Source organism: Comamonas sp. 23 (genome assembly GCF_049601575.1).
Taxonomy (GTDB): Bacteria; Pseudomonadota; Gammaproteobacteria; order Burkholderiales; family Burkholderiaceae_C; genus Comamonas; species Comamonas squillarum.
In genome coordinates this window covers 2,270,032-2,287,416 of record NZ_CP187127.1, presented here as the reverse complement: position 1 = coordinate 2,287,416, position 17,385 = coordinate 2,270,032, and the positions used below count along the sequence as shown (strand labels likewise).

Sequence of the window (17,385 nt, the reverse complement as noted above, 5' to 3'; positions counted from 1 at the left end):
GGGAGATGTTGACGCGCCTGCTGGCAGGCCGCGATATGCGGGTGCTGGCCAAACATGCGGGCACGGTGTTTGTCGGCCAGATCGCCGTGATGGGCTTTGGCGTGGTCGACACCATCGTTGCCGGCCGCCATGCCGAGGCGTCTTTGGCCGCGCTGTCGGTGGGCTCGGCGATCTTTGTGACGGTCTATGTCTCTTTGATGGGCCTTTTGCAGGCACTGATGCCGATCTGGTCGGAGATGCACGGCGCGCGCCGCCACGGCGACATTGGCGCATCGCTGCGCCAGTCTCTCTACATCTGCCTGGCCGCCACCTTGCTGGGCTGGGCCGTGCTGTTCAATCCCGCGCCCATCCTGCGCTGGACCGAGGTGCCGCAGGAGTTGCAGTCGCTGGTCAAAAGCTACCTGGCCATCATCGGCTGGAGCCTGCCTGCCGCGCTGCTGTTCCGCATTTTCAGCACCTTGAGCCAGTCGCTGGGCAAACCCAAGATGGTCACCTGGCTGCAGGCCATGTGCCTGCTCGTCAAGCTGCCGCTGTCCATCTGGTTCACCTTTGGCGGCCTGGGCCTGGCACCGATGGGCGTGCTGGGCTGCGCCTGGGCCACGTTCTTGGTCAATTTCCTGCTCTGCGGCCTGGGCTGGTGGCTGCTGCGCAGCCAGTCCGTCTATGCGCCTGCCGATATCTGGCGCCCACTGGAGCGCCCGCACTGGCCCACCTTGGCGCAGTTTGCGCAGCTGGGCGTGCCGGCCAGCCTGTCGATCCTGGTCGAGATCACCTCGTTCACGCTGATGGCGCTCTACGTGGCACGCATGGGCACGGCTTCGTCGGCCGCGCACCAGATTGCGGCCAATGTCACGGCGCTGATGTACATGGTGCCGCTGTCACTCGCCATTGCGACCAGCGCGCGCGCCAGCTATTGGCGCGGCGCGGGCGATGAGGCGCGGGCGCGCCAGGTGGTGTTTCTGGGCCTGTTTGCCGCAATGGGCTTGGCCACCACACTGGCGCTGCTGGTCTGGCTCGCCAAAGGCTGGATTGTGCCCATCTACACCGCAACGCCCGAGGTCGCGGCCATCGCGCTGGGCCTGCTGGGCTGGGTCAGCCTCTACCACCTGGCCGATGCCAGCCAGACCGTGTCCATCTTTGTGCTGCGCAGCTACCGCATCACCGTGATGCCCTTGCTGGTGTACTGCAGCCTGCTCTGGGGCGTAGGCCTGTGGGGTGGATTTCAGCTGGCCTACCACGGCATCGCCGGCCGCCCGGCGATGGACTCCCCCATCGCTTTTTGGATGTGTGCGGCCTATGCGCTGGTACTGGCAGCGGCCTGCTTTTTGGTCTTGCTGCAGCGCGTCACCAAAAACGCGGTGCGGCAAAGCGCCTAAACGAGCTCCTCGGTCAGCTGCTTGCGCACGCGCGATGGTGGAAACACCACGCTGAACTCCGACCCCTTGCCGATCGTGCTGCGAATCTGCAGCTGCGCGCCGTGGCGCTGCAGCACATGCTTGACGATAGCCAGGCCCAGGCCCGTGCCGCCGGTATCGCGCGAGCGGCTGCGGTCGAGGCGGTAGAAACGTTCGGTCAGGCGCGGGATATGCTCGGGCGCAATGCCCGGGCCGGTGTCGGTCACACTGACCCGCCCCGAGCCATCGGGCTGGCGCGTGAACTGCACACGGATTTCGCCGCCCGCCGGCGTGTAGCGCACGGCGTTGTTGACCAGGTTGGACAGCGCGCTTTGCAGCTCATTGCCGGCACCGGCGAGCTCGTAGTGGCCGGCATCGGCATCTTCTTGCGGAAAGAACAGCTGCAAGGGCTTGTCGCCATCCTTGGCGATCATGCGTGCCAGGCCATGCGCATCTTCTTCGCAGCGCTTGAGCAGGCTGCCCACACTGACCCATTCGTTGAGGCTGGGCGGCGGGTTGCCCTCCAGGCGCGACAAGGTCAGCAGATCGACCACCAGCCCCTGCATGCGGTGGGCCTGGTTGGACATCAGCGCCAAGTACTGGGTGCGCTCCTCTGCGCTCAGCGGCAGGGTCTGCAGCGTTTCAATGAAGCCGGTCAGCACCGTCAGCGGCGTGCGGATCTCGTGCGAGACGTTGGCCACAAAGTCGCGCCGCATCGCATCGGCCAGCTCCAGCGAGGTGACATCGCGCGAGAGCAGCAGCTTGCGGTTGCCGCCATAGGGGAACATCTGCACCGACATGCGCATCGGGCTGGCCGCGCGCATTACCGGGCTGACCATCACCACATCCTTGCTGAAGTTGTTGGCGTTGAAATAGCCGATGAACTCCGGCGCGCGCACCAGGTTGGTGATGACCTGCATATGGTCGCGCTCGAGGTTGAAGCCGAAGTGGTCGCACGCGGTCTGGTTGCACCACTCGATATGGCTGTGCTCGTCGAGCAGCACCACGCCATTGGGCGAGGCCTGGATGGCCGTCAGCACCTGGTGCAGCCGGTCATCGGACTGCGCCTCGTTCTTTTGCAGCTGGCGCACCAGGCGCCGCGCCCGGTCGGCCGCCTCGCCCCACATGCCCATCAGCTGCGGGGCGCTGTCCGCGTCGCCATGCCGCAGCCAGCCCACCACCTTGTTGCCGCGCCACACATCCACCACAAACCAGCACCAGGCGCCTAAGATGGCCGCCAACAGTGCGCCGGGCAACTGCCCCAGCCACCAGCCCAGGGCCGCGCCCAGGGCCTGAAAAAACAAAAAACTGACAATGCGAAACAGCATGCAGGCCTAACGCTCAAAAACAAAAAAAGCTGCGACCAGCGCAGCCTACAAAAAAGAGCAAGCTGCCCGAATGCGGAAGTATCCCCGCATCACAGGCAGGCTGCAAGCTAAGCGCGCTGCAGCGCCTGGGGCTGGCCGGTGATGCGGTAGCCGGCCCCACGTACGGTCTCCACCATCACATTGGCAGCGCCCAAGGCCTCGCGCAGACGCTTGACATGGACGTCCACGGTGCGCTCCTCGATGAACACATGGTCGCCCCAGACCTTGTCGAGCAGCTGCGAGCGCGAGTGCACACGCTCGGCATGCTTCATCAAAAAGTGCAGCAGCTTGAACTCGGTGGGGCCGAGCTTGAGCAGCTCACCCTGGAACGTGACACGGTGCGTGGCCGCGTCCAGCACCAGCTCACCAATCGTCACACTGTCGTTGACCTGCTCGGGAATGCGCCGGCGCAGCACCGCACGGATGCGGGCCAGCAATTCCTGCGTGGAAAAAGGCTTGGTGATGTAGTCATCGGCACCGGCATCGAGCCCGGCGATCTTGTCAGGCTCGTCGCCGCGGGCGGTCAGCATGATGATGGGAATGCCCTTGACGCGGGCATCCGCACGCCATTTGCGCGCAAGCGACAGGCCGCTTTGGCCCGGCAGCATCCAGTCCAGCAAGATCACATCGGGCAGCACCGCGTCCAATTCGCGCTGTGCGGCATCACCATCCTCTGCCCAGATCGGCAGGCAGCCGTTGTGTCGCAGGTTCACCGCGATCAGCTCGGCAATCGCGGGCTCGTCTTCGACAATGAGTACGCGTGGCAGTTTTTTCATAACTCAGACTCTACAAAACACTCGATTCGATTTCTTGCATGGTGGTGTGGCGCACATCGATACCCTTGACCAGGTAAATGATGAGCTCGGCAACGTTTTTCGAGTGGTCACCGATGCGCTCGATCGCCTTGGCCAGGAACAGCAGGTCCAGGCTCGGGGAGATCTTGCGCGGATCTTCCATCATGTAGGTGATGAGCTTGCGCACAAAACCGTCGAACTCGGCATCGATCAGGTCGTCTTCCTTGAGGATCGACACGGCCGCCGTGGTGTCCAGGCGGGCAAAGGCGTCCAAGGTCTTGCGCAGCAGGCCCGAGGCGAGCTCGGCAGCCACACGCAGGTCCGACGTGGGCAGCGAGCGGGCGGCGCCGCTGTCGATGATGGAGCCGACCATGCGGGCCATCTTGTGCGCCTCGTCACCCATGCGCTCCAGGTTCGCCGTGGCCTTGGAGAACGCGATCAGCAGGCGCAGATCACGGGCCGTGGGCTGGCGGCGCGCAATGATGGTCGAGAGTTCGTAGTCGATGTCCACTTCCAGCTGGTTGACGCGCTTTTCCTGCTCTTCGACCCTGGCGACGGCCTCGGTGCTGAACTGCGACAGCGCGTAGATGGCCTGCTGGATCTGGGATTCGACCAGGCCGCCCAACTCCATCACCCGGGAGGAGATGCTGTTGAGCTCGCTGTCGAACTGTGATGAGAGATGTTTTTCCGTCATATCAGGCTCTTTTCGTTGTAGTGGAGGGCGTGACCGCGCCGGCTTAGCCGAAACGACCGGTAATGTAGTCTTCGGTCTCTTTGCGCTGGGGCTTGAAGAACATCTGCTCAGTGGCACCGAACTCCATCAGGCTGCCCAGGTACATGTAGGCGGTGAAATCGCTGCAGCGCGCGGCCTGCTGCATGTTGTGGGTCACGATCACCACGGTGTAGTCGTCTTTCAGCTCAGCGATCAGCTCTTCGATCTTGGCCGTGGAGATGGGGTCCAGCGCAGAGCAAGGCTCGTCGAGCAGCAGCACTTCGGGCTTGATCGCGATACCGCGGGCAATGCACAGGCGCTGCTGCTGACCACCGGACAGGCCCGAGCCGCTTTGGCCCAGCTTGTCCTTGACTTCGGTCCACAGCGCGGCCTTGCGCAGCGCCCATTCCACGCGCTCTTCCATGTCGCTCTTGCTCAGGTCCTCGAACAGCTTCACACCAAAGGCGATGTTGTCGTAGATGGACATCGGGAACGGCGTGGGCTTTTGGAAGACCATGCCAACCTTGGCGCGGATCAGGGCCACATCCTGCTTGCTGGTCAGCAGGTTTTCACCATCCAGACCAATATGGCCTTCGGCGCGCTGCTCGGGATAGAGCTCGTACATGCGGTTGAAGGTGCGCAGCAAGGTGGACTTGCCGCAGCCCGAGGGACCGATGAAGGCCGTGACCTTGTTTTCCGGTATTTCCAGGTTGATGTTCTTGAGCGCGTGGAACTTGCCGTAGTAGAAGTTCAGGTCGCGCACCGAGATCTTGGAGTTCAGTGCACTGGCGTTAGCCGCATTGGTTTTTGTCAACATAGGGTTCACCTGTGAATACTTATTTTTGGCGCGCCATGCTGCGCGCAAGAATGTTCAGACCCAGCACGGCCAGCGTGATCAGGAAGACACCTGCCCAGGCCAGTTGCTGCCAGTTTTCATAAGGGCTCATCGCAAACTTGAAGATGGTGACCGGCAGGCTCGCCATCGGCTTGGACAAGTCGGTGTTCCAGAACTGGTTGTTCAGTGCGGTGAACAGCAGCGGAGCGGTTTCGCCAGCGATACGGGCCACGGCCAGCAGCACACCGGTGATGACACCGGCACGGGCGGCACGCAAGGTCACCATGCTGATCACCTTCCACTTGGGCGTGCCCAGTGCGTAGGCCGCTTCACGCAGGCTCGAAGGCACCAGGATCAGCATGTTCTCGGTGGTACGGATGACCACCGGAATCACGATCAGCGCCAGCGCAACCACACCGGCATAGCCCGAGAAGCTCTTGAAGCGGATCACGATCATCGAGTAGACGAACAGACCGATCACGATCGACGGAGCCGACAGCAGAATGTCGTTGACAAAGCGGGTCACCGATGCTAGCCAGCCGGTCTTGTTATATTCGGCCAGGTAGATACCGGCCATCACACCGATGGGCGTGCCCACGAAGGTGGCCAGGGTCACCATCACCAGCGAGCCCCAGATGGCGTTGGCGATACCGCCAATTTCATTGGGAGCCGGGGTCATCTGGGTGACCAGGGCCACACTCAGACCGCCCACGCCCAGGCGCAGGGTTTCCCACAGAATCCAGATCAGCCAGAACACGCCAAAGGCCATGGCTGCGAGGGACAGGGCAATCGCGACCTGGTTGACGCGGTTGCGTGCACGGTACTTGGCAGCGCGCTGGCTGGCCAGATCGGATGCCTGGATCAAGCTTTCTCCGGTGGTCATGAACGGGCTCCTTCATTCTTTTGCAGGCGGCTCAGCATAAATTTGGAGCAGGCCAGGACGATGAACGTGATGAAAAACAAGGCCAGGCCCAGGTAGATCAGCGATGCCTGGTGCAGGCCTTCACCGGCTTCGGCGAACTCATTGGCCAACGCCGAGGTAATGCTGTTGGCCGCTTCAAAGATGGACAGCGAGTTGAGCTGGTTCATATTACCGATCACGAAGGTGACGGCCATGGTCTCGCCCAGTGCGCGGCCCAGGCCCAGCATCACGCCACCGAACACGCCAGTCTTGGTGTAGGGCAGCACGACTTTCCACATCACTTCCCAGGTGGTCGAGCCCAGGCCGTACGCCGATTCCTTGAGAAGAGCGGGGGTGACTTCGAACACATCACGCATCACCGATGCGATGAAGGGGATGACCATGATGGCCAGGATCACGCCGGCCGAGAAAATACCGATACCCACGGGTGGGCCGGAGAAGAAGGCTTCCATATAAGGAACGCCTTGGAACAGGTTCTGCAGCGGCTGCTGCACATAGGTGGCCAGCAAGGGGCCAAACACCATCAAGCCCCACATACCGTAGACGATGGAAGGCACGGCAGCGAGCAGTTCCACGGCGGTACCCAGCGGGCGCTTGAGCCAGACGGGGGAGAGTTCGGTGAGGAACAGCGCAATGCCAAAGCTCACGGGCACGGCGATCAGCATCGCGATGAACGAGGTGGCCAAGGTGCCATAGATCATCACCAGACCGCCGTAGCGGTTCTGGACGGGATCCCATTCGCTGTTGAAGAAAAATCCGATGCCGTATTCACGGATGGCAGGCCAGGCGCCGACGATCAGCGAGCCCATGATGGCCAACAGCAGGGCCAGCGTCAGCACCGCAGCGCCACGGGCGAGGAACGCAAAAAAGCCGTCAGCGACGGAGTTGGAGAGCCAAGGCTTGCGCGTTGGCGGTTGGCTGGATTGCATCTGCGCTTTGCCGGCGGCAACCGTTTTGTTTTGAACAGGAAAGGATGTCGACACGTTTGATTCCATTCAGTGTGGAAAAGGGCCGCTACCCGAGCGACCCATCATTTTCGACTTACTTGGCGAACACAGCCTTGCCGCTGCCGTCCTTGATCTCGCCCCAGGACTTGTAGATGATGTCCTTGACGCTGGCTGGCATGGGCACATAGTCCAGGCCGTCAGCAGTGCCATCACCAGAGGTGTAAGCCCACTCGAAGAACTTCAGCGAGGTGGTGCCCTGGGCTGGCTTTTCCTGCAGCTTGCGCATCAGGATGAAGGTGGCCGAGGTGATAGGCCATGCATCCTTGCCAGGCTGGTTGTTCAGGATCTGGTAGAAGCTCTTGTTCCAGTCGGCACCGGCAGCAGCGGCCTTGAAGTTGGCGCTTTCCGGGCTGACAAAGTTGCCATCGGCGTTTTGCAGCTGGGCGAAGACCATCTTGTTTTGCTTGACGTAGGCGTATTCCACGTAGCCGATGGAGTTGGGCAGGCGGCCCACATAGGCGGCCACGCCTTCGTTGCCCTTGCCACCGGCACCGGTAGGCCAGTTCACGGCAGCGCCCTCACCCACTTTTTCCTTCCACTCGGTATTGACCTTGGAGAGGTAGTTGGTGAAGCCGAAGGTCGTGCCCGAGCCGTCAGCGCGGCGCACCGGAGCGATGGTGGCATCTGGCAGCGCCACGCCGGGGTTCAGCTTGGTGATCGCTGGGTCATTCCACTTGGTGATCTTGCCCAGGTAGATGTCGCCCAGCACTTGGCCGTTGAGCTTGAGTTGACCGGGGGTGATGCCCTTGATGTTGACCACGGGCACAATGCCGCCGATCACGGTGGGGAACTGCACCAGACCCTTTTGTGCCAGCTCTTCATCCTTCAAAGGCATGTCGGAGGCACCGAAGTCCACGGTCTTGGCATCGATTTGCTTGATGCCGGCGCTCGAACCCACCGATTGGTAGTTGATCTTGACGCCAGTGGCCTTGTTGTAGTCGGCAGCCCACTTGGAATACAGTGGAGCTGGGAAGCTTGCACCGGCACCCGTAGCCTCTTCGGCCTGCACCTGGGCAAACGCACCGGCGGCAACCAGACCAGCAACCAGCACTCGAATCGCGGACACTTTCATGAAAACTCCTGTTGGTGATGAAACGCAATGGAGTGAACTGTAAAAAATGTATATGACACTGGCATGACATTTTTCACCCCATTTGCCTCTGAAGGGGATCGATGTCACACAACAACAGCGCATAAGATTGTCATATTAGATTCACGGGAAAGACTTACTTTTAAGTTTTGTCAGCATGCCGCTGTATAGCGGACGTACACAGGAGACGAGGGATCCTGTGCAAAGCCCTCGCCAAGCGGAAGAACGCGGACAGTCTAAGACCGCGCACAGCCCACGGCAGGGAGCTTTGCACAGGGTGCTCAGGTGCTATGCTGCCTGCCTAGACTGCAGAACCGATAGATGACGACACTTATGCTTGATGGCACCTTGCTTGCCGCGGTGGATCTGGGATCCAATAGTTTCCGCCTGGAAGTTGGCCGCTATGCCGCGGGCCATATTGAACGCGTGCAATATTTCAAGGAGATGGTCCGCCAGGGGGCCGGTCTCGATGAGCAAGGCCTGCTGACGGCCGAGGCCATGCAGCGCGGCTGGGATTGCCTGGCGCGCTTTGCCGAGCGCCTGCAGGGCTTTCCTGCCGCCCATGTGCGCGCCGTAGCCACCCAGACCTTGCGCGAAGCGCGCAACAGCGATGTCTTCATCCAGCGCGCCAACCAGATTCTGGGTTACCCGATCAGCATCATCTCCGGGCCGGAAGAAGCGCGCCTGATCTACCAGGGCGCGGCCCACTCGCTGCCCCCATCGGACGAGCGCCGCCTGGTGGTCGATATCGGCGGCCGCTCCACCGAGCTGATCCTGGGCCAGCGCTACAGCTCGCAGCGCGTGGCCTCCTTCCCCGTGGGCAGCGTGGCCTGGTCACTGCGCTATTTCCCCCAGGGTGAGTTCAGCAAATCGGCGCTGAAAACCGCGCAGATCGCCGCCCAGGCGGTGATGGAAGAAGCAGCCCACCATTTTGTGCCCGGCAGCTGGGACTGCGCCTATGGCACCTCGGGCACGGCCAACGCGATTGCCGATGTGCTGGCGCTGCACGGCGGCCAGCCCGACGTGGTCACGCGCGAGCAACTGCACTGGCTCTGCGACCAATTGCTGGCCGCCGGCAATGCCAGCGAGCTGCGGCTCGAAGGCCTCAAGGAAGAGCGCCGGGCGGTGATTGGCGGCGGCGTGACCGTGCTTTGCGCGGTGTTTGATCTGCTGCAGATCGGGGAGCTGCGCATTGCCAGCGGCGCGCTGCGCCAGGGCCTGCTGCGCGACATGGTGCAGCACGAGGAGTTCAGCGATATCCGCCACCGCACTATCGCCGCGCTCAAGGAGCGCTACCAGGTCGATCGCACACAAGCGGGCCTCGTGCAGCGCACTGCCGCCACCTTGTACGAGCAGGCACGCCGCTATGCGGGTTCGACCGCGCCGGCCGAGCTGCAGTCGCCGATGCTCGACTGGGCCAGCCAGCTCCATGAGATCGGCTGCCTCATCTCCCACACCGACCACCACCACCACGGCGCCTATGTGCTGGGCCACAGCGATGTGCCCGGCTTTACGCAAACCGAGCTGTCCCACCTGGCAGCCCTGGTGCTGGCGCAGAGAGGCAAGCTGCGCAAGGTCGATGCCTTCTTGCAGGACCGCGATTTTGCGCTGGAGCTGCTGTGCCTGCGCCTCGCGACCCTGCTGTGCCATGCGCGCCGCGACCCGGCGCTCGACCAGATCTGCCTGCGCGACAAGACCGAAAAGTGGTCGCTCAAGGTAGCCCCCGGCTGGGCCGAGCAGTTTCCGCAATCGGCCTACCTGCTGGGCGAGGAGGTGCTGGCCTGGCAGAAGACGCCCTACCCCTTCCAGTTCAAGCAGGCGCTGGGCATCACCGCCAAATAAGGCGCGGCACACCCAGGCCGGTGACCGCATGGGTGTTTTTTCTGCCGAGCCTTAAGCGCCCAGATTCACGGGCGCGACGGCGCCCTTGCCCGAGAACACACCCGTCAGGTTGCCGATGAACTGCGTCAGGCTCGCCTGGGTGGCCTCTGGCGACCAGCCCGCCACATGGGGCGTGATGAGGATGTTGGGCAGGTCGATCAGCGGCTCGGGGCGATGCGGCTCACTCTCATAGACATCAATGCCGGCACCGGCAATGGTGCCGTCCTTCAAGGCGGCCGCCAGCGCCAGCGTATCGACCACCGAGCCCCGCGCGATATTGATCAGGTAACCCTGGGGGCCCAGCGCCTGCAGAATCTCTGCATTGACCAGGTGCTTGGTGCCCGGTCCGCCCGGCGTGGCGCAGACCAGGATGTCGGCCCAGCTGGCCAGCGCATGCAGCGAATCGAAATAGCGGTGGCCCACCCCTGCCTTGGGCTGGCGGTTGTGGTAGCCCACCGGCATGTCAAAGCCTTCAGCACGCCTGGCAATCTTCAGGCCGATATGGCCCAGGCCCAGAATGCCCAGCTTCTTGCCCGACACGCTGGGCGGATGGGCCAGGCTGTAGCGGTCGACACCGGCGCGGGCCTGCTGGTCCAGGGTGCGGAAGTTGCGCATCGACGCCAGAATCAGGCCAAAGCTGTGGTCGGCCACGCTGGTGTCGTTGGTGCCCGCCCCGGTCGCCAGCACAATGCCGCGTGCGCGCAGTGCATCGAGCGCCAAGCCTTCATAGCCGGCACCCAAGGTGCAGGCCAGGCGCAGCTGCGGCATCTGGGCGATTTCCTCGGCCGTGAGGCCAATCGAGCCAATGGTCAACACGGCCTGTGCCTGGGCGCCGTGCGAGGCCACCGCGCTGGCGCGCAGCTCGGGGGTGGGTGCATACACCACGTCAGCATGCGCGCGGATCTGGTCGAGCAGCGGCTCGGCCATGGGGTTGAACACCAGCAAGGTAATCGGCGGTTGTGGGGATTGCGAGAGAGAGCTCACCATAGGTCCTTTGGATAGCAAAAAACACTGCTTGCAGCACAAGCAGTGTTTTGATTATGAGGACTTTCCACTAGGCCTATATGCATCCATTCTGTATGCCTACGTTGCCGCCTTGGAATGGATCCGAGAGGTGAACCGTCACTTGCGTCCGGCATCCTTCAGAAGGGGATGCGCAGCGCTAGCAAGCGGCTTGCGCCATCAACCCAGAAAGTGCTTGCGGTAGCGCGCAGGCAGGCGGTCGAGCTGCATCAGCATCGGCAGATCAGCGGTGTTGAAGTCCGGATCCCAGGCCGGCGCGCCGATCACCTCGGTGCCGACCCGCAGATAGCCCTTGATGAGCGCAGGCGGCTCTACATCGACCTGGTCATTGAGTTGCCCCAGCGGCAGCGGCAGGTGCGGCACGACGCTGTATTCCTGGGAGATCTGGCCCTTGGCCAGCAGCTGGCGCCAGATGCTGGCAGCGGCATCGCCACTGACAATGCCGTTGTGCCACATGGGGATGCTCGCGCAGCCCATCATCACATCGAGCTTGTTACGCAGCATGAAGCTGGCCAGCGCGCCCCACAGCGCCATGATCACCCCGCCCTGGCGGTAGTCCGGATGCACGCAGCTGCGGCCGAGTTCCACCATGCGCGGGCGCAATGCATCAATGGCGCTCAGGTCAAACTCTCCGTCAGAATAGGTGCGGCCGGCGCGCAGGGCCTGCGCGGGGGTCAGCAGGCGGTAGGTGCCGATCACCTGCTTGCTCTGGCCCTGGCGCACCAGCAGGTGCTCGCAGTAGTCATCAAAGCCGTCGACATCATGGCCTTCCAGGCTGGTTTGCAGCTGCGCGCCCATCTCGCCGGCAAAAATCTGGTGGCGCAGACGCTGGGCTTCGCGCACCTCGTCGAGGTGGCAGGCCCAGGAGACCTCGATGTCCAGCGGGTTGGCCGCCGCGGCGGTTGCAGGCAGGCTGGCCTGCTGTTTCGGCGCCGAGGTCGTGACAATGGCGGTCTCGGATGCGCTGAAAAAGCTGTGTTTGTTGTGCATGGCAGAGCTCCTGTAGCGCCCTGCCGCCCTTGCATGGTGCCAGACCGCCGTGCGGCCCCGGCTGCTCGACGGGCTGATACAGAGCGCCTTCAGTGTCCTGCGCGCAGATGACAGTGCCATGTGCAAAACATGACAGTTGCATGACGCTGTGTGCCTACCACAGCACCCTCAATGGGCTGCGCGCACGCAGCCGCTCGTCAGGATTGGCGGGCCACTTCGGCCAGTTGCTCGGCGCAGCGGCTGGCCTGGGCTGCATCAAAGGCCTCGACCATCACGCGCAGCAGCGGCTCGGTGCCGCTGGGCCGGATCAGCACACGGCCCTGGCCGGCAAAGTCGTCGGTGATGCTGCGCTCCAACTCAAACAGCTGGTGATTGTTGCGCCAGTCCTGCCCGGGCTGCAGGCGCACATTGAGCAGCACCTGGGGGCACAGATCCACGCCGTCGAGCTGCTCGGCCACGCTCTGGTTGCGGCTCACGCAGGCCTGCAGCACCTGCAGGGCACTCACCAGGCCGTCACCCGTGGTGTGCTTGTCCAGCGCCAGCAGGTGCCCCGAGCCCTCACCGCCCAGCACCCAGTTGCGGCGCTGCAGCTCTTCGAGCACATAGCGGTCACCGACCTTGGCGCGCACCAGCTCCACGCCCTGCTTTTGCAAGGCCGCTTCAACAGCCAGGTTGGTCATCAAGGTGCCCACCACACCGGGCAGCTTCTTGCCCCGGCGCAGCCGGTCCATGGCCATCAGGTAGAGCAGCTCATCGCCGTTGTAGAGCCGGCCCTTGGCATCGACCAGCTGCAGCCGATCAGCATCACCATCGAGCGCCACGCCCAGATCGGCGCCGTTGGAGCGCACCGAGCGCACCAGCGCATCGGGGTGGGTGGCCCCCACATCCTGGTTGATATTGAGGCCGTCCGGATTGCAGCCAATGGTGATGACCTCGGCGCCCAGCTCATGGAAGACCTTGGGCGCAATATGGTAGGCCGCGCCGTGGGCCGCATCGACCACGATCTTGAGTCCGCGCAAGGTCAGCCGGTGGTCAAAGGTGCTCTTGCAAAATTCGATATAGCGGCCTGCGGCATCGTCGAGGCGGCGGGCCTTGCCCAGTGCTGCGGACGGCACCCAGTCAAAGCCCTCCATCAACGCCGCTTCCACCGACTCTTCCCAACTGTCGGGCAGCTTGGCGCCCTCGGCGCTGAAGAACTTGATGCCGTTGTCGTCAAAAGGGTTGTGGCTGGCGCTGATGACCACGCCCAGACTGGCGCGCTGGGCGCGCGTGAGGTAGGCCACGCCGGGGGTCGGCAAGGGGCCCAGCAGCACCACATCGACACCGGCCGAATTGAGGCCCGACTCCAGTGCGCTTTCGAGCATATAACCCGAGATGCGCGTGTCCTTGCCGATCAGCACCGTCGGGCGCTCCTGCTCACGGCGCAGCACCCGGCCCACGGCATGGCCCAGGCGAAGCACAAAGTCAGGGGTGATCGGTGGCTTGCCTACCGTGCCACGGATGCCATCGGTTCCAAAATACTGTCGTGCCATAGTGTTCTTGCTTGTTGGGGGCCTGAGAGAAAGTGAAAAGGCGCCATCGGTGGTTTATGGCGCAGTAGCAGTGTAGCGCCTGACCAACGATGCCAGGCGCAAACCGCGTCAGCCCTGCGTATCCAAAGATTGCGGGGCGCGCATCGCCTGCAGCACGGCCAACGCATCGCAGGTCTCGCGCACATCGTGCACGCGCACAATGGCTGCGCCATGCTCCACCGACAGCAGGGCCGCCGCAATGCTGGCGGGCATGCGCTCGGCCACCACCCGCCCTGTGACCTTGCCCAGCGAGCCCTTGCGCGACCAGCCCGCCAGCAGCGGGTAGCCAGCTGCCGCCAGCCGGGGCTGCTGCTGCAGCAGCGCAAAGTTCTGGCTCGGGCTTTTGCCAAAGCCGGTGCCGGCATCCCAGACGATGCGCTCGGCCTGCACGCCCAGCGCTTGCAGGCTGCGGGTATGGGCCTGCAAAAAGTCCAGCACCTCGGCCGCCACATCGCTCTGGGTGGCCATGTGCTCTTGGTGCATGGTCTGCGGATCGGCATGCATGTGCATCAGGCAGACGCCGCATTGCGGGTGGGCCGCCACCACGGCCTGCGCGCCGGGCTGGCGCAGCGCCCAGATGTCGTTGATGATGTCCGCGCCCAGATCCAGCACCGCCTGCATCACCTCGGGCTTGTAGGTATCGACCGAGATCGGCACCTGCAAGGCCACGGCCGCCTTGAGCACCGGCAGCACCCGGCGCAGCTCTTCGTCCAGCGGCACCGCAGGGCTGCCCGGGCGGGTGGACTCACCGCCAATGTCCAGGATATGCGCGCCATCGGCCAGCAGCTTTTCCGCATGGATCATCGCGGCCGAGACGCCTTCGTGGCTGCCTCCGTCCGAGAACGAGTCCGGCGTGACGTTGACGATGCCCATCACTTGCGGCGCGGTCAGGTCAATACGAAAGCGGGTGGTTTGCCAGTGGCGCATCAGAGGTGTCCTTTAAAAATAAGAAAAGCGCTCGGGCAGAGCGCTTTTCGCCAGGGTCTGTCGTGATCAGACCGGATTGTGTGCCGGCTCCGTCACCACGGTGGGGCTGCCGCCTGCGCCGCCGTCATTGCTGCTCGACGGTGGGTTGCGTGGCGTCCAGTCCTTGGGCGGGCGCGGTGCCTTGCCCGCCATGATGTCGTCCAGCTGCTCGGAATCGATGGTTTCCCACTCCAGCATGGCCTTGGCCATCGCATGCATCTTGTCGCTGTGCTCTTCGATCAGGCGGCGTGCCAGACCATACTGCTCATCGATGATGCGGCGAACCTCGGCGTCCACCTTCTGCATGGTCTCTTCGCTGATGTTGCTGGGCTTGCTCATCGAGCGGCCCAGGAAAGGCTCGCCTTCCTGCTCGGCATAGACCATCGGGCCCAGCGCATCGGTCATGCCGTAGCGGGTCACCATGTCGCGCGCCAGCTGGGTCGCCTTGTTGAAGTCGTCCGATGCGCCAGTCGTCATCTGGTTCATGAACACTTCTTCGGCAATCCGGCCGCCAAACAGCATAGCGATACGGCTCAGTGCCCATTCCTTGTCGTAACCGTAGCGGTCCTTCTCGGGCAGCGTGAATGTCACACCCAGCGCGCGGCCGCGCGGCACGATGGTGACCTTGTGCACCGGGTCGCACTTGGGCAGCAGCTTGCCGATCAGCGCGTGGCCGGCTTCATGGTAAGCGGTGTTCTTCAGCTCTTCGGGGTCCATCACCGCAGACTTGCGCTCGGGGCCCATGAAGATCTTGTCCTTGGCCTTTTCGAAGTCCTGCATCTCCACAGTGCGCGCATTGCGGCGCGCGGCCATCAGCGCAGCTTCGTTGCAGAGGTTGGCCAGATCGGCACCGGACATGCCGGGCGTGCCGCGGGCGATGATGTTGGGGTTCACATCCTGGCCCACCGGGATCTTGCGCATGTGCACATTCAGGATCTGCTCGCGGCCACGCACATCGGGCAGGGTCACGTAGACCTGGCGGTCAAAACGGCCAGGGCGCAGCAAGGCGGCATCGAGAATGTCGGGGCGGTTGGTGGCAGCCACCACGATCACGCCCATATTGGTCTCGAAACCATCCATCTCGACCAGCATCTGGTTCAGGGTCTGCTCGCGCTCGTCATTGCCACCGCCCATGCCGGCGCCACGCTGGCGGCCGACGGCATCGATTTCGTCGATGAAGATGATGCAAGGCGCATTCTTCTTGGCGTTCTCGAACATGTCGCGCACGCGGGCCGCGCCCACGCCGACAAACATTTCGACGAAGTCGGAGCCCGAGATCGAGAAGAACGGCACCTTGGCTTCGCCGGCAATGGACTTGGCCAGCAAGGTCTTACCGGTACCGGGAGGGCCGACCAGCAGCAGACCACGGGGAATGCGGCCGCCGAGCTTTTGGAACTTGTTGGGGTCTTTGAGGAAGTCGACAACTTCCTTGACTTCTTCCTTGGCCTCGTCGCAACCGGCCACATCGGCAAAGGTGACGCTGTTGTTGTTTTCGTCGAGCATGCGCGCCTTGGACTTGCCAAAGCTGAACGCACCGCCCTTGCCGCCGCCTTGCATCTGGCGCATGAAGTAGACCCAGACGCCGATCAGCAGCAGCATCGGGCCCCAGCTGATCAGCAGGCTCATCAGCAGCGAGCCTTCTTCGCGCTCCTTCACGTCAAACTTGACGTTGTTGTTGATCAGGTCGCCAATCAGGCCACGGTCCATGTAGGTCGCGGTGGTCTGGAGCTTGCGATCGTCACCCGTGGTCGCCGTGATCACCGTACCGGCAGGGCTTTCCTGCAAGGTCGCAGTCTTGATGCGGCCATTGCGGACGTCTTGCAAAAACTCGGAATACGGGATCTTGTTCGCGCTGGCGCCTGTACGGTTGTCCAATTGCTTGAACACGGTGAACAGCACCATGGCAATGACAAGCCATACGGCGATCTTAGAAAACCACTGATTGTTCAAGGGGGCTCCAGTAGTAGGAAATCGGGAAAGACACAGAATCTGTTATGTCAGATATGCACTATTTTAGGACTTTCAAGGGCCAATGCTTGCGCTTTCCCCTTGGTGGCACGCAGGATTGCTCAGTAAAGGCCATTGTCTCAGTGTTTCAGCAAGCTTGGAGCATGCGCCAGGCAAAGCAGGCATTGGCAAGGGGTGCTCAACGCTGCGCTTCGGGTTTGAGGCGAATACCAACCAAATAGGTCTCGGACGATTTATCGCGCGAAGCCTTGGGTTTGTAGGGCTTGACCACCTGGAAGGTCTGCTTGAACAAGTCCACCAGCTGCGAGTAACCACTGCCATGGAACAGCTTGACCACCAAGGTGCCCTCGGGCTTCATGTGCTGGCAGGTGAAGTCCACCGCCAGCTCGATCAGATGCGCGATACGGGCAGCATCCACGTTCTCCACCCCTGAGAGGTTGGGCGCCATGTCCGAGATCACCACATCAACGCGGCGCTTGGCCAGCGTCTGCTCCAGCTGGTCCAGCACCTCCTGCTCGCGAAAATCGCCCAGGATGAAGTCCACGCCCTCGATGGGCTCCATCGGCAGCATGTCCAGGCCGATGATTGCGCCGTTGAGCTCGCCCACCGCCGCGCCATCGGGCGAGAGGCGGCGGCGCACATACTGGCTCCAGGCGCCAGGCGTGGAGCCCAGATCGACCACCACATCGCCCGGCCGGATCAGCTTGAAATGCTCATCGATTTCCTTGAGCTTGTAGACCGCGCGGGCGCGGTAGCCGTCTTTTTGCGCGGCCCGCACATAGGGGTCGTTGATGTGCTGATTGAGCCAAGTCTTGTTGACCTTCTTGGTTTTAGTACTTACTTTCATGTTTTCTCCCCGGAGCCC

General features: G+C 62.8%; 15 protein-coding genes. 2 read left to right on the top strand and 13 right to left on the bottom strand.

Annotated elements, in window-relative coordinates:
- The first annotated feature begins 5 nt into the window (after positions 1-5).
- Positions 6-1,376, top strand: coding sequence for an MATE family efflux transporter (locus tag ACPEE1_RS10220; protein ID WP_423936261.1), 1,371 nt, complete (start codon positions 6-8; stop codon positions 1,374-1,376).
- Here the strand turns inward: ACPEE1_RS10220 and phoR are convergent.
- The 7 genes from phoR to pstS all read right to left on the bottom strand — a co-directional run bounded on the left by phoR (position 1,373) and on the right by pstS (position 8,103).
- Entirely contained in the window at positions 1,373-2,722 is a 1,350-nt protein-coding gene (phoR, locus tag ACPEE1_RS10215; RefSeq protein ID WP_182342152.1) for a phosphate regulon sensor histidine kinase PhoR, read from the bottom strand. The genes ACPEE1_RS10220 and phoR overlap by 4 nt on opposite strands.
- Positions 2,723-2,829: 107 nt before the next feature.
- Positions 2,830-3,537 carry a phosphate regulon transcriptional regulator PhoB gene (gene phoB, locus ACPEE1_RS10210; protein ID WP_021026591.1) on the bottom strand — a complete coding sequence of 236 codons (708 nt, stop codon included), beginning with the start codon at positions 3,535-3,537 and terminating at the stop codon, positions 2,830-2,832.
- Positions 3,538-3,547: 10 nt separating this feature from the next.
- Positions 3,548-4,249, bottom strand: a complete 702-nt coding sequence (gene phoU / locus ACPEE1_RS10205) for a phosphate signaling complex protein PhoU (RefSeq protein ID WP_116924178.1) — start codon at positions 4,247-4,249, stop codon at positions 3,548-3,550.
- A 43-nt stretch (positions 4,250-4,292) separates the two neighbouring features.
- Positions 4,293-5,084 (bottom strand): phosphate ABC transporter ATP-binding protein PstB, encoded by a 792-nt coding sequence (pstB, locus tag ACPEE1_RS10200; RefSeq protein ID WP_116924179.1) that lies wholly within the window; start codon positions 5,082-5,084, stop codon positions 4,293-4,295.
- Between the two features lie 19 nt (positions 5,085-5,103).
- Positions 5,104-5,985 carry a phosphate ABC transporter permease PstA gene (gene pstA, locus ACPEE1_RS10195; protein WP_182342158.1) on the bottom strand — a complete coding sequence of 294 codons (882 nt, stop codon included), beginning with the start codon at positions 5,983-5,985 and terminating at the stop codon, positions 5,104-5,106.
- Complete coding sequence (gene pstC / locus ACPEE1_RS10190) at positions 5,982-6,953, bottom strand: phosphate ABC transporter permease subunit PstC (protein ID WP_043339725.1); 972 nt, start codon at positions 6,951-6,953, stop codon at positions 5,982-5,984. The genes pstA and pstC overlap by 4 nt, the downstream gene beginning before the upstream one ends.
- 112 nt (positions 6,954-7,065) lie before the next feature.
- Complete coding sequence (pstS, locus tag ACPEE1_RS10185) at positions 7,066-8,103, bottom strand: phosphate ABC transporter substrate-binding protein PstS (protein WP_182342164.1); 1,038 nt, start codon at positions 8,101-8,103, stop codon at positions 7,066-7,068.
- A gap of 339 nt (positions 8,104-8,442) precedes the next feature.
- Between pstS and ACPEE1_RS10180 the strand changes: the two genes are divergently transcribed.
- The gene (locus tag ACPEE1_RS10180) at positions 8,443-9,963 is read left to right on the top strand and encodes an exopolyphosphatase (RefSeq protein ID WP_423936257.1); all 1,521 of its coding nucleotides are present in this window, start codon (positions 8,443-8,445) and stop codon (positions 9,961-9,963) included.
- Between the two features lie 51 nt (positions 9,964-10,014).
- On the opposite strand, the gene ACPEE1_RS10175 is transcribed toward ACPEE1_RS10180, so the two are convergent.
- The 6 genes from ACPEE1_RS10175 to ACPEE1_RS10150 form a co-directional block, all read right to left on the bottom strand.
- Entirely contained in the window at positions 10,015-10,986 is a 972-nt protein-coding gene (locus ACPEE1_RS10175) for a 2-hydroxyacid dehydrogenase (protein WP_409935161.1), read from the bottom strand.
- 198 nt (positions 10,987-11,184) lie between these two features.
- Positions 11,185-12,015: a GNAT family N-acetyltransferase gene (locus ACPEE1_RS10170; protein WP_423936255.1), complete on the bottom strand. Its 831-nt coding sequence runs from the start codon at positions 12,013-12,015 to the stop codon at positions 11,185-11,187.
- Positions 12,016-12,212: 197 nt separating this feature from the next.
- Positions 12,213-13,547: a phosphoglucosamine mutase gene (glmM, locus tag ACPEE1_RS10165; RefSeq protein WP_116924185.1), complete on the bottom strand. Its 1,335-nt coding sequence runs from the start codon at positions 13,545-13,547 to the stop codon at positions 12,213-12,215.
- Positions 13,548-13,655: 108 nt separating this feature from the next.
- A complete protein-coding gene (folP, locus tag ACPEE1_RS10160) occupies positions 13,656-14,513 on the bottom strand; it encodes a dihydropteroate synthase (protein ID WP_423936253.1) in 858 nt (285 codons plus the stop codon).
- A gap of 66 nt (positions 14,514-14,579) precedes the next feature.
- A complete protein-coding gene (ftsH, locus tag ACPEE1_RS10155) occupies positions 14,580-16,502 on the bottom strand; it encodes an ATP-dependent zinc metalloprotease FtsH (protein WP_423936251.1) in 1,923 nt (640 codons plus the stop codon).
- A gap of 196 nt (positions 16,503-16,698) precedes the next feature.
- Complete coding sequence (locus ACPEE1_RS10150; RefSeq protein WP_116924188.1) at positions 16,699-17,367, bottom strand: RlmE family RNA methyltransferase; 669 nt, start codon at positions 17,365-17,367, stop codon at positions 16,699-16,701.
- Between the last annotated feature and the right edge of the window lie 18 nt (positions 17,368-17,385).

Excerpts from the sequence above, each read along its gene's own strand:
- ACPEE1_RS10220 (WP_423936261.1), top strand. The coding sequence starts at position 6 with ATGTTGACGCGCCTGCTGGCAGGCCGCGATATGCGGGTGCTGGCCAAA.
- phoR (WP_182342152.1), bottom strand. The coding sequence starts at position 2,722 with ATGCTGTTTCGCATTGTCAGTTTTTTGTTTTTTCAGGCCCTGGGCGCG.
- phoB (WP_021026591.1), bottom strand. The coding sequence starts at position 3,537 with ATGAAAAAACTGCCACGCGTACTCATTGTCGAAGACGAGCCCGCGATT.
- phoU (WP_116924178.1), bottom strand. The coding sequence starts at position 4,249 with ATGACGGAAAAACATCTCTCATCACAGTTCGACAGCGAGCTCAACAGC.
- pstB (WP_116924179.1), bottom strand. The coding sequence starts at position 5,084 with ATGTTGACAAAAACCAATGCGGCTAACGCCAGTGCACTGAACTCCAAG.
- pstA (WP_182342158.1), bottom strand. The coding sequence starts at position 5,985 with ATGACCACCGGAGAAAGCTTGATCCAGGCATCCGATCTGGCCAGCCAG.
- pstC (WP_043339725.1), bottom strand. The coding sequence starts at position 6,953 with ATGCAATCCAGCCAACCGCCAACGCGCAAGCCTTGGCTCTCCAACTCC.
- pstS (WP_182342164.1), bottom strand. The coding sequence starts at position 8,103 with ATGAAAGTGTCCGCGATTCGAGTGCTGGTTGCTGGTCTGGTTGCCGCC.
- ACPEE1_RS10180 (WP_423936257.1), top strand. The coding sequence starts at position 8,443 with ATGACGACACTTATGCTTGATGGCACCTTGCTTGCCGCGGTGGATCTG.
- ACPEE1_RS10170 (WP_423936255.1), bottom strand. The coding sequence starts at position 12,015 with ATGCACAACAAACACAGCTTTTTCAGCGCATCCGAGACCGCCATTGTC.
- glmM (WP_116924185.1), bottom strand. The coding sequence starts at position 13,547 with ATGGCACGACAGTATTTTGGAACCGATGGCATCCGTGGCACGGTAGGC.
- folP (WP_423936253.1), bottom strand. The coding sequence starts at position 14,513 with ATGCGCCACTGGCAAACCACCCGCTTTCGTATTGACCTGACCGCGCCG.
- ACPEE1_RS10150 (WP_116924188.1), bottom strand. The coding sequence starts at position 17,367 with ATGAAAGTAAGTACTAAAACCAAGAAGGTCAACAAGACTTGGCTCAAT.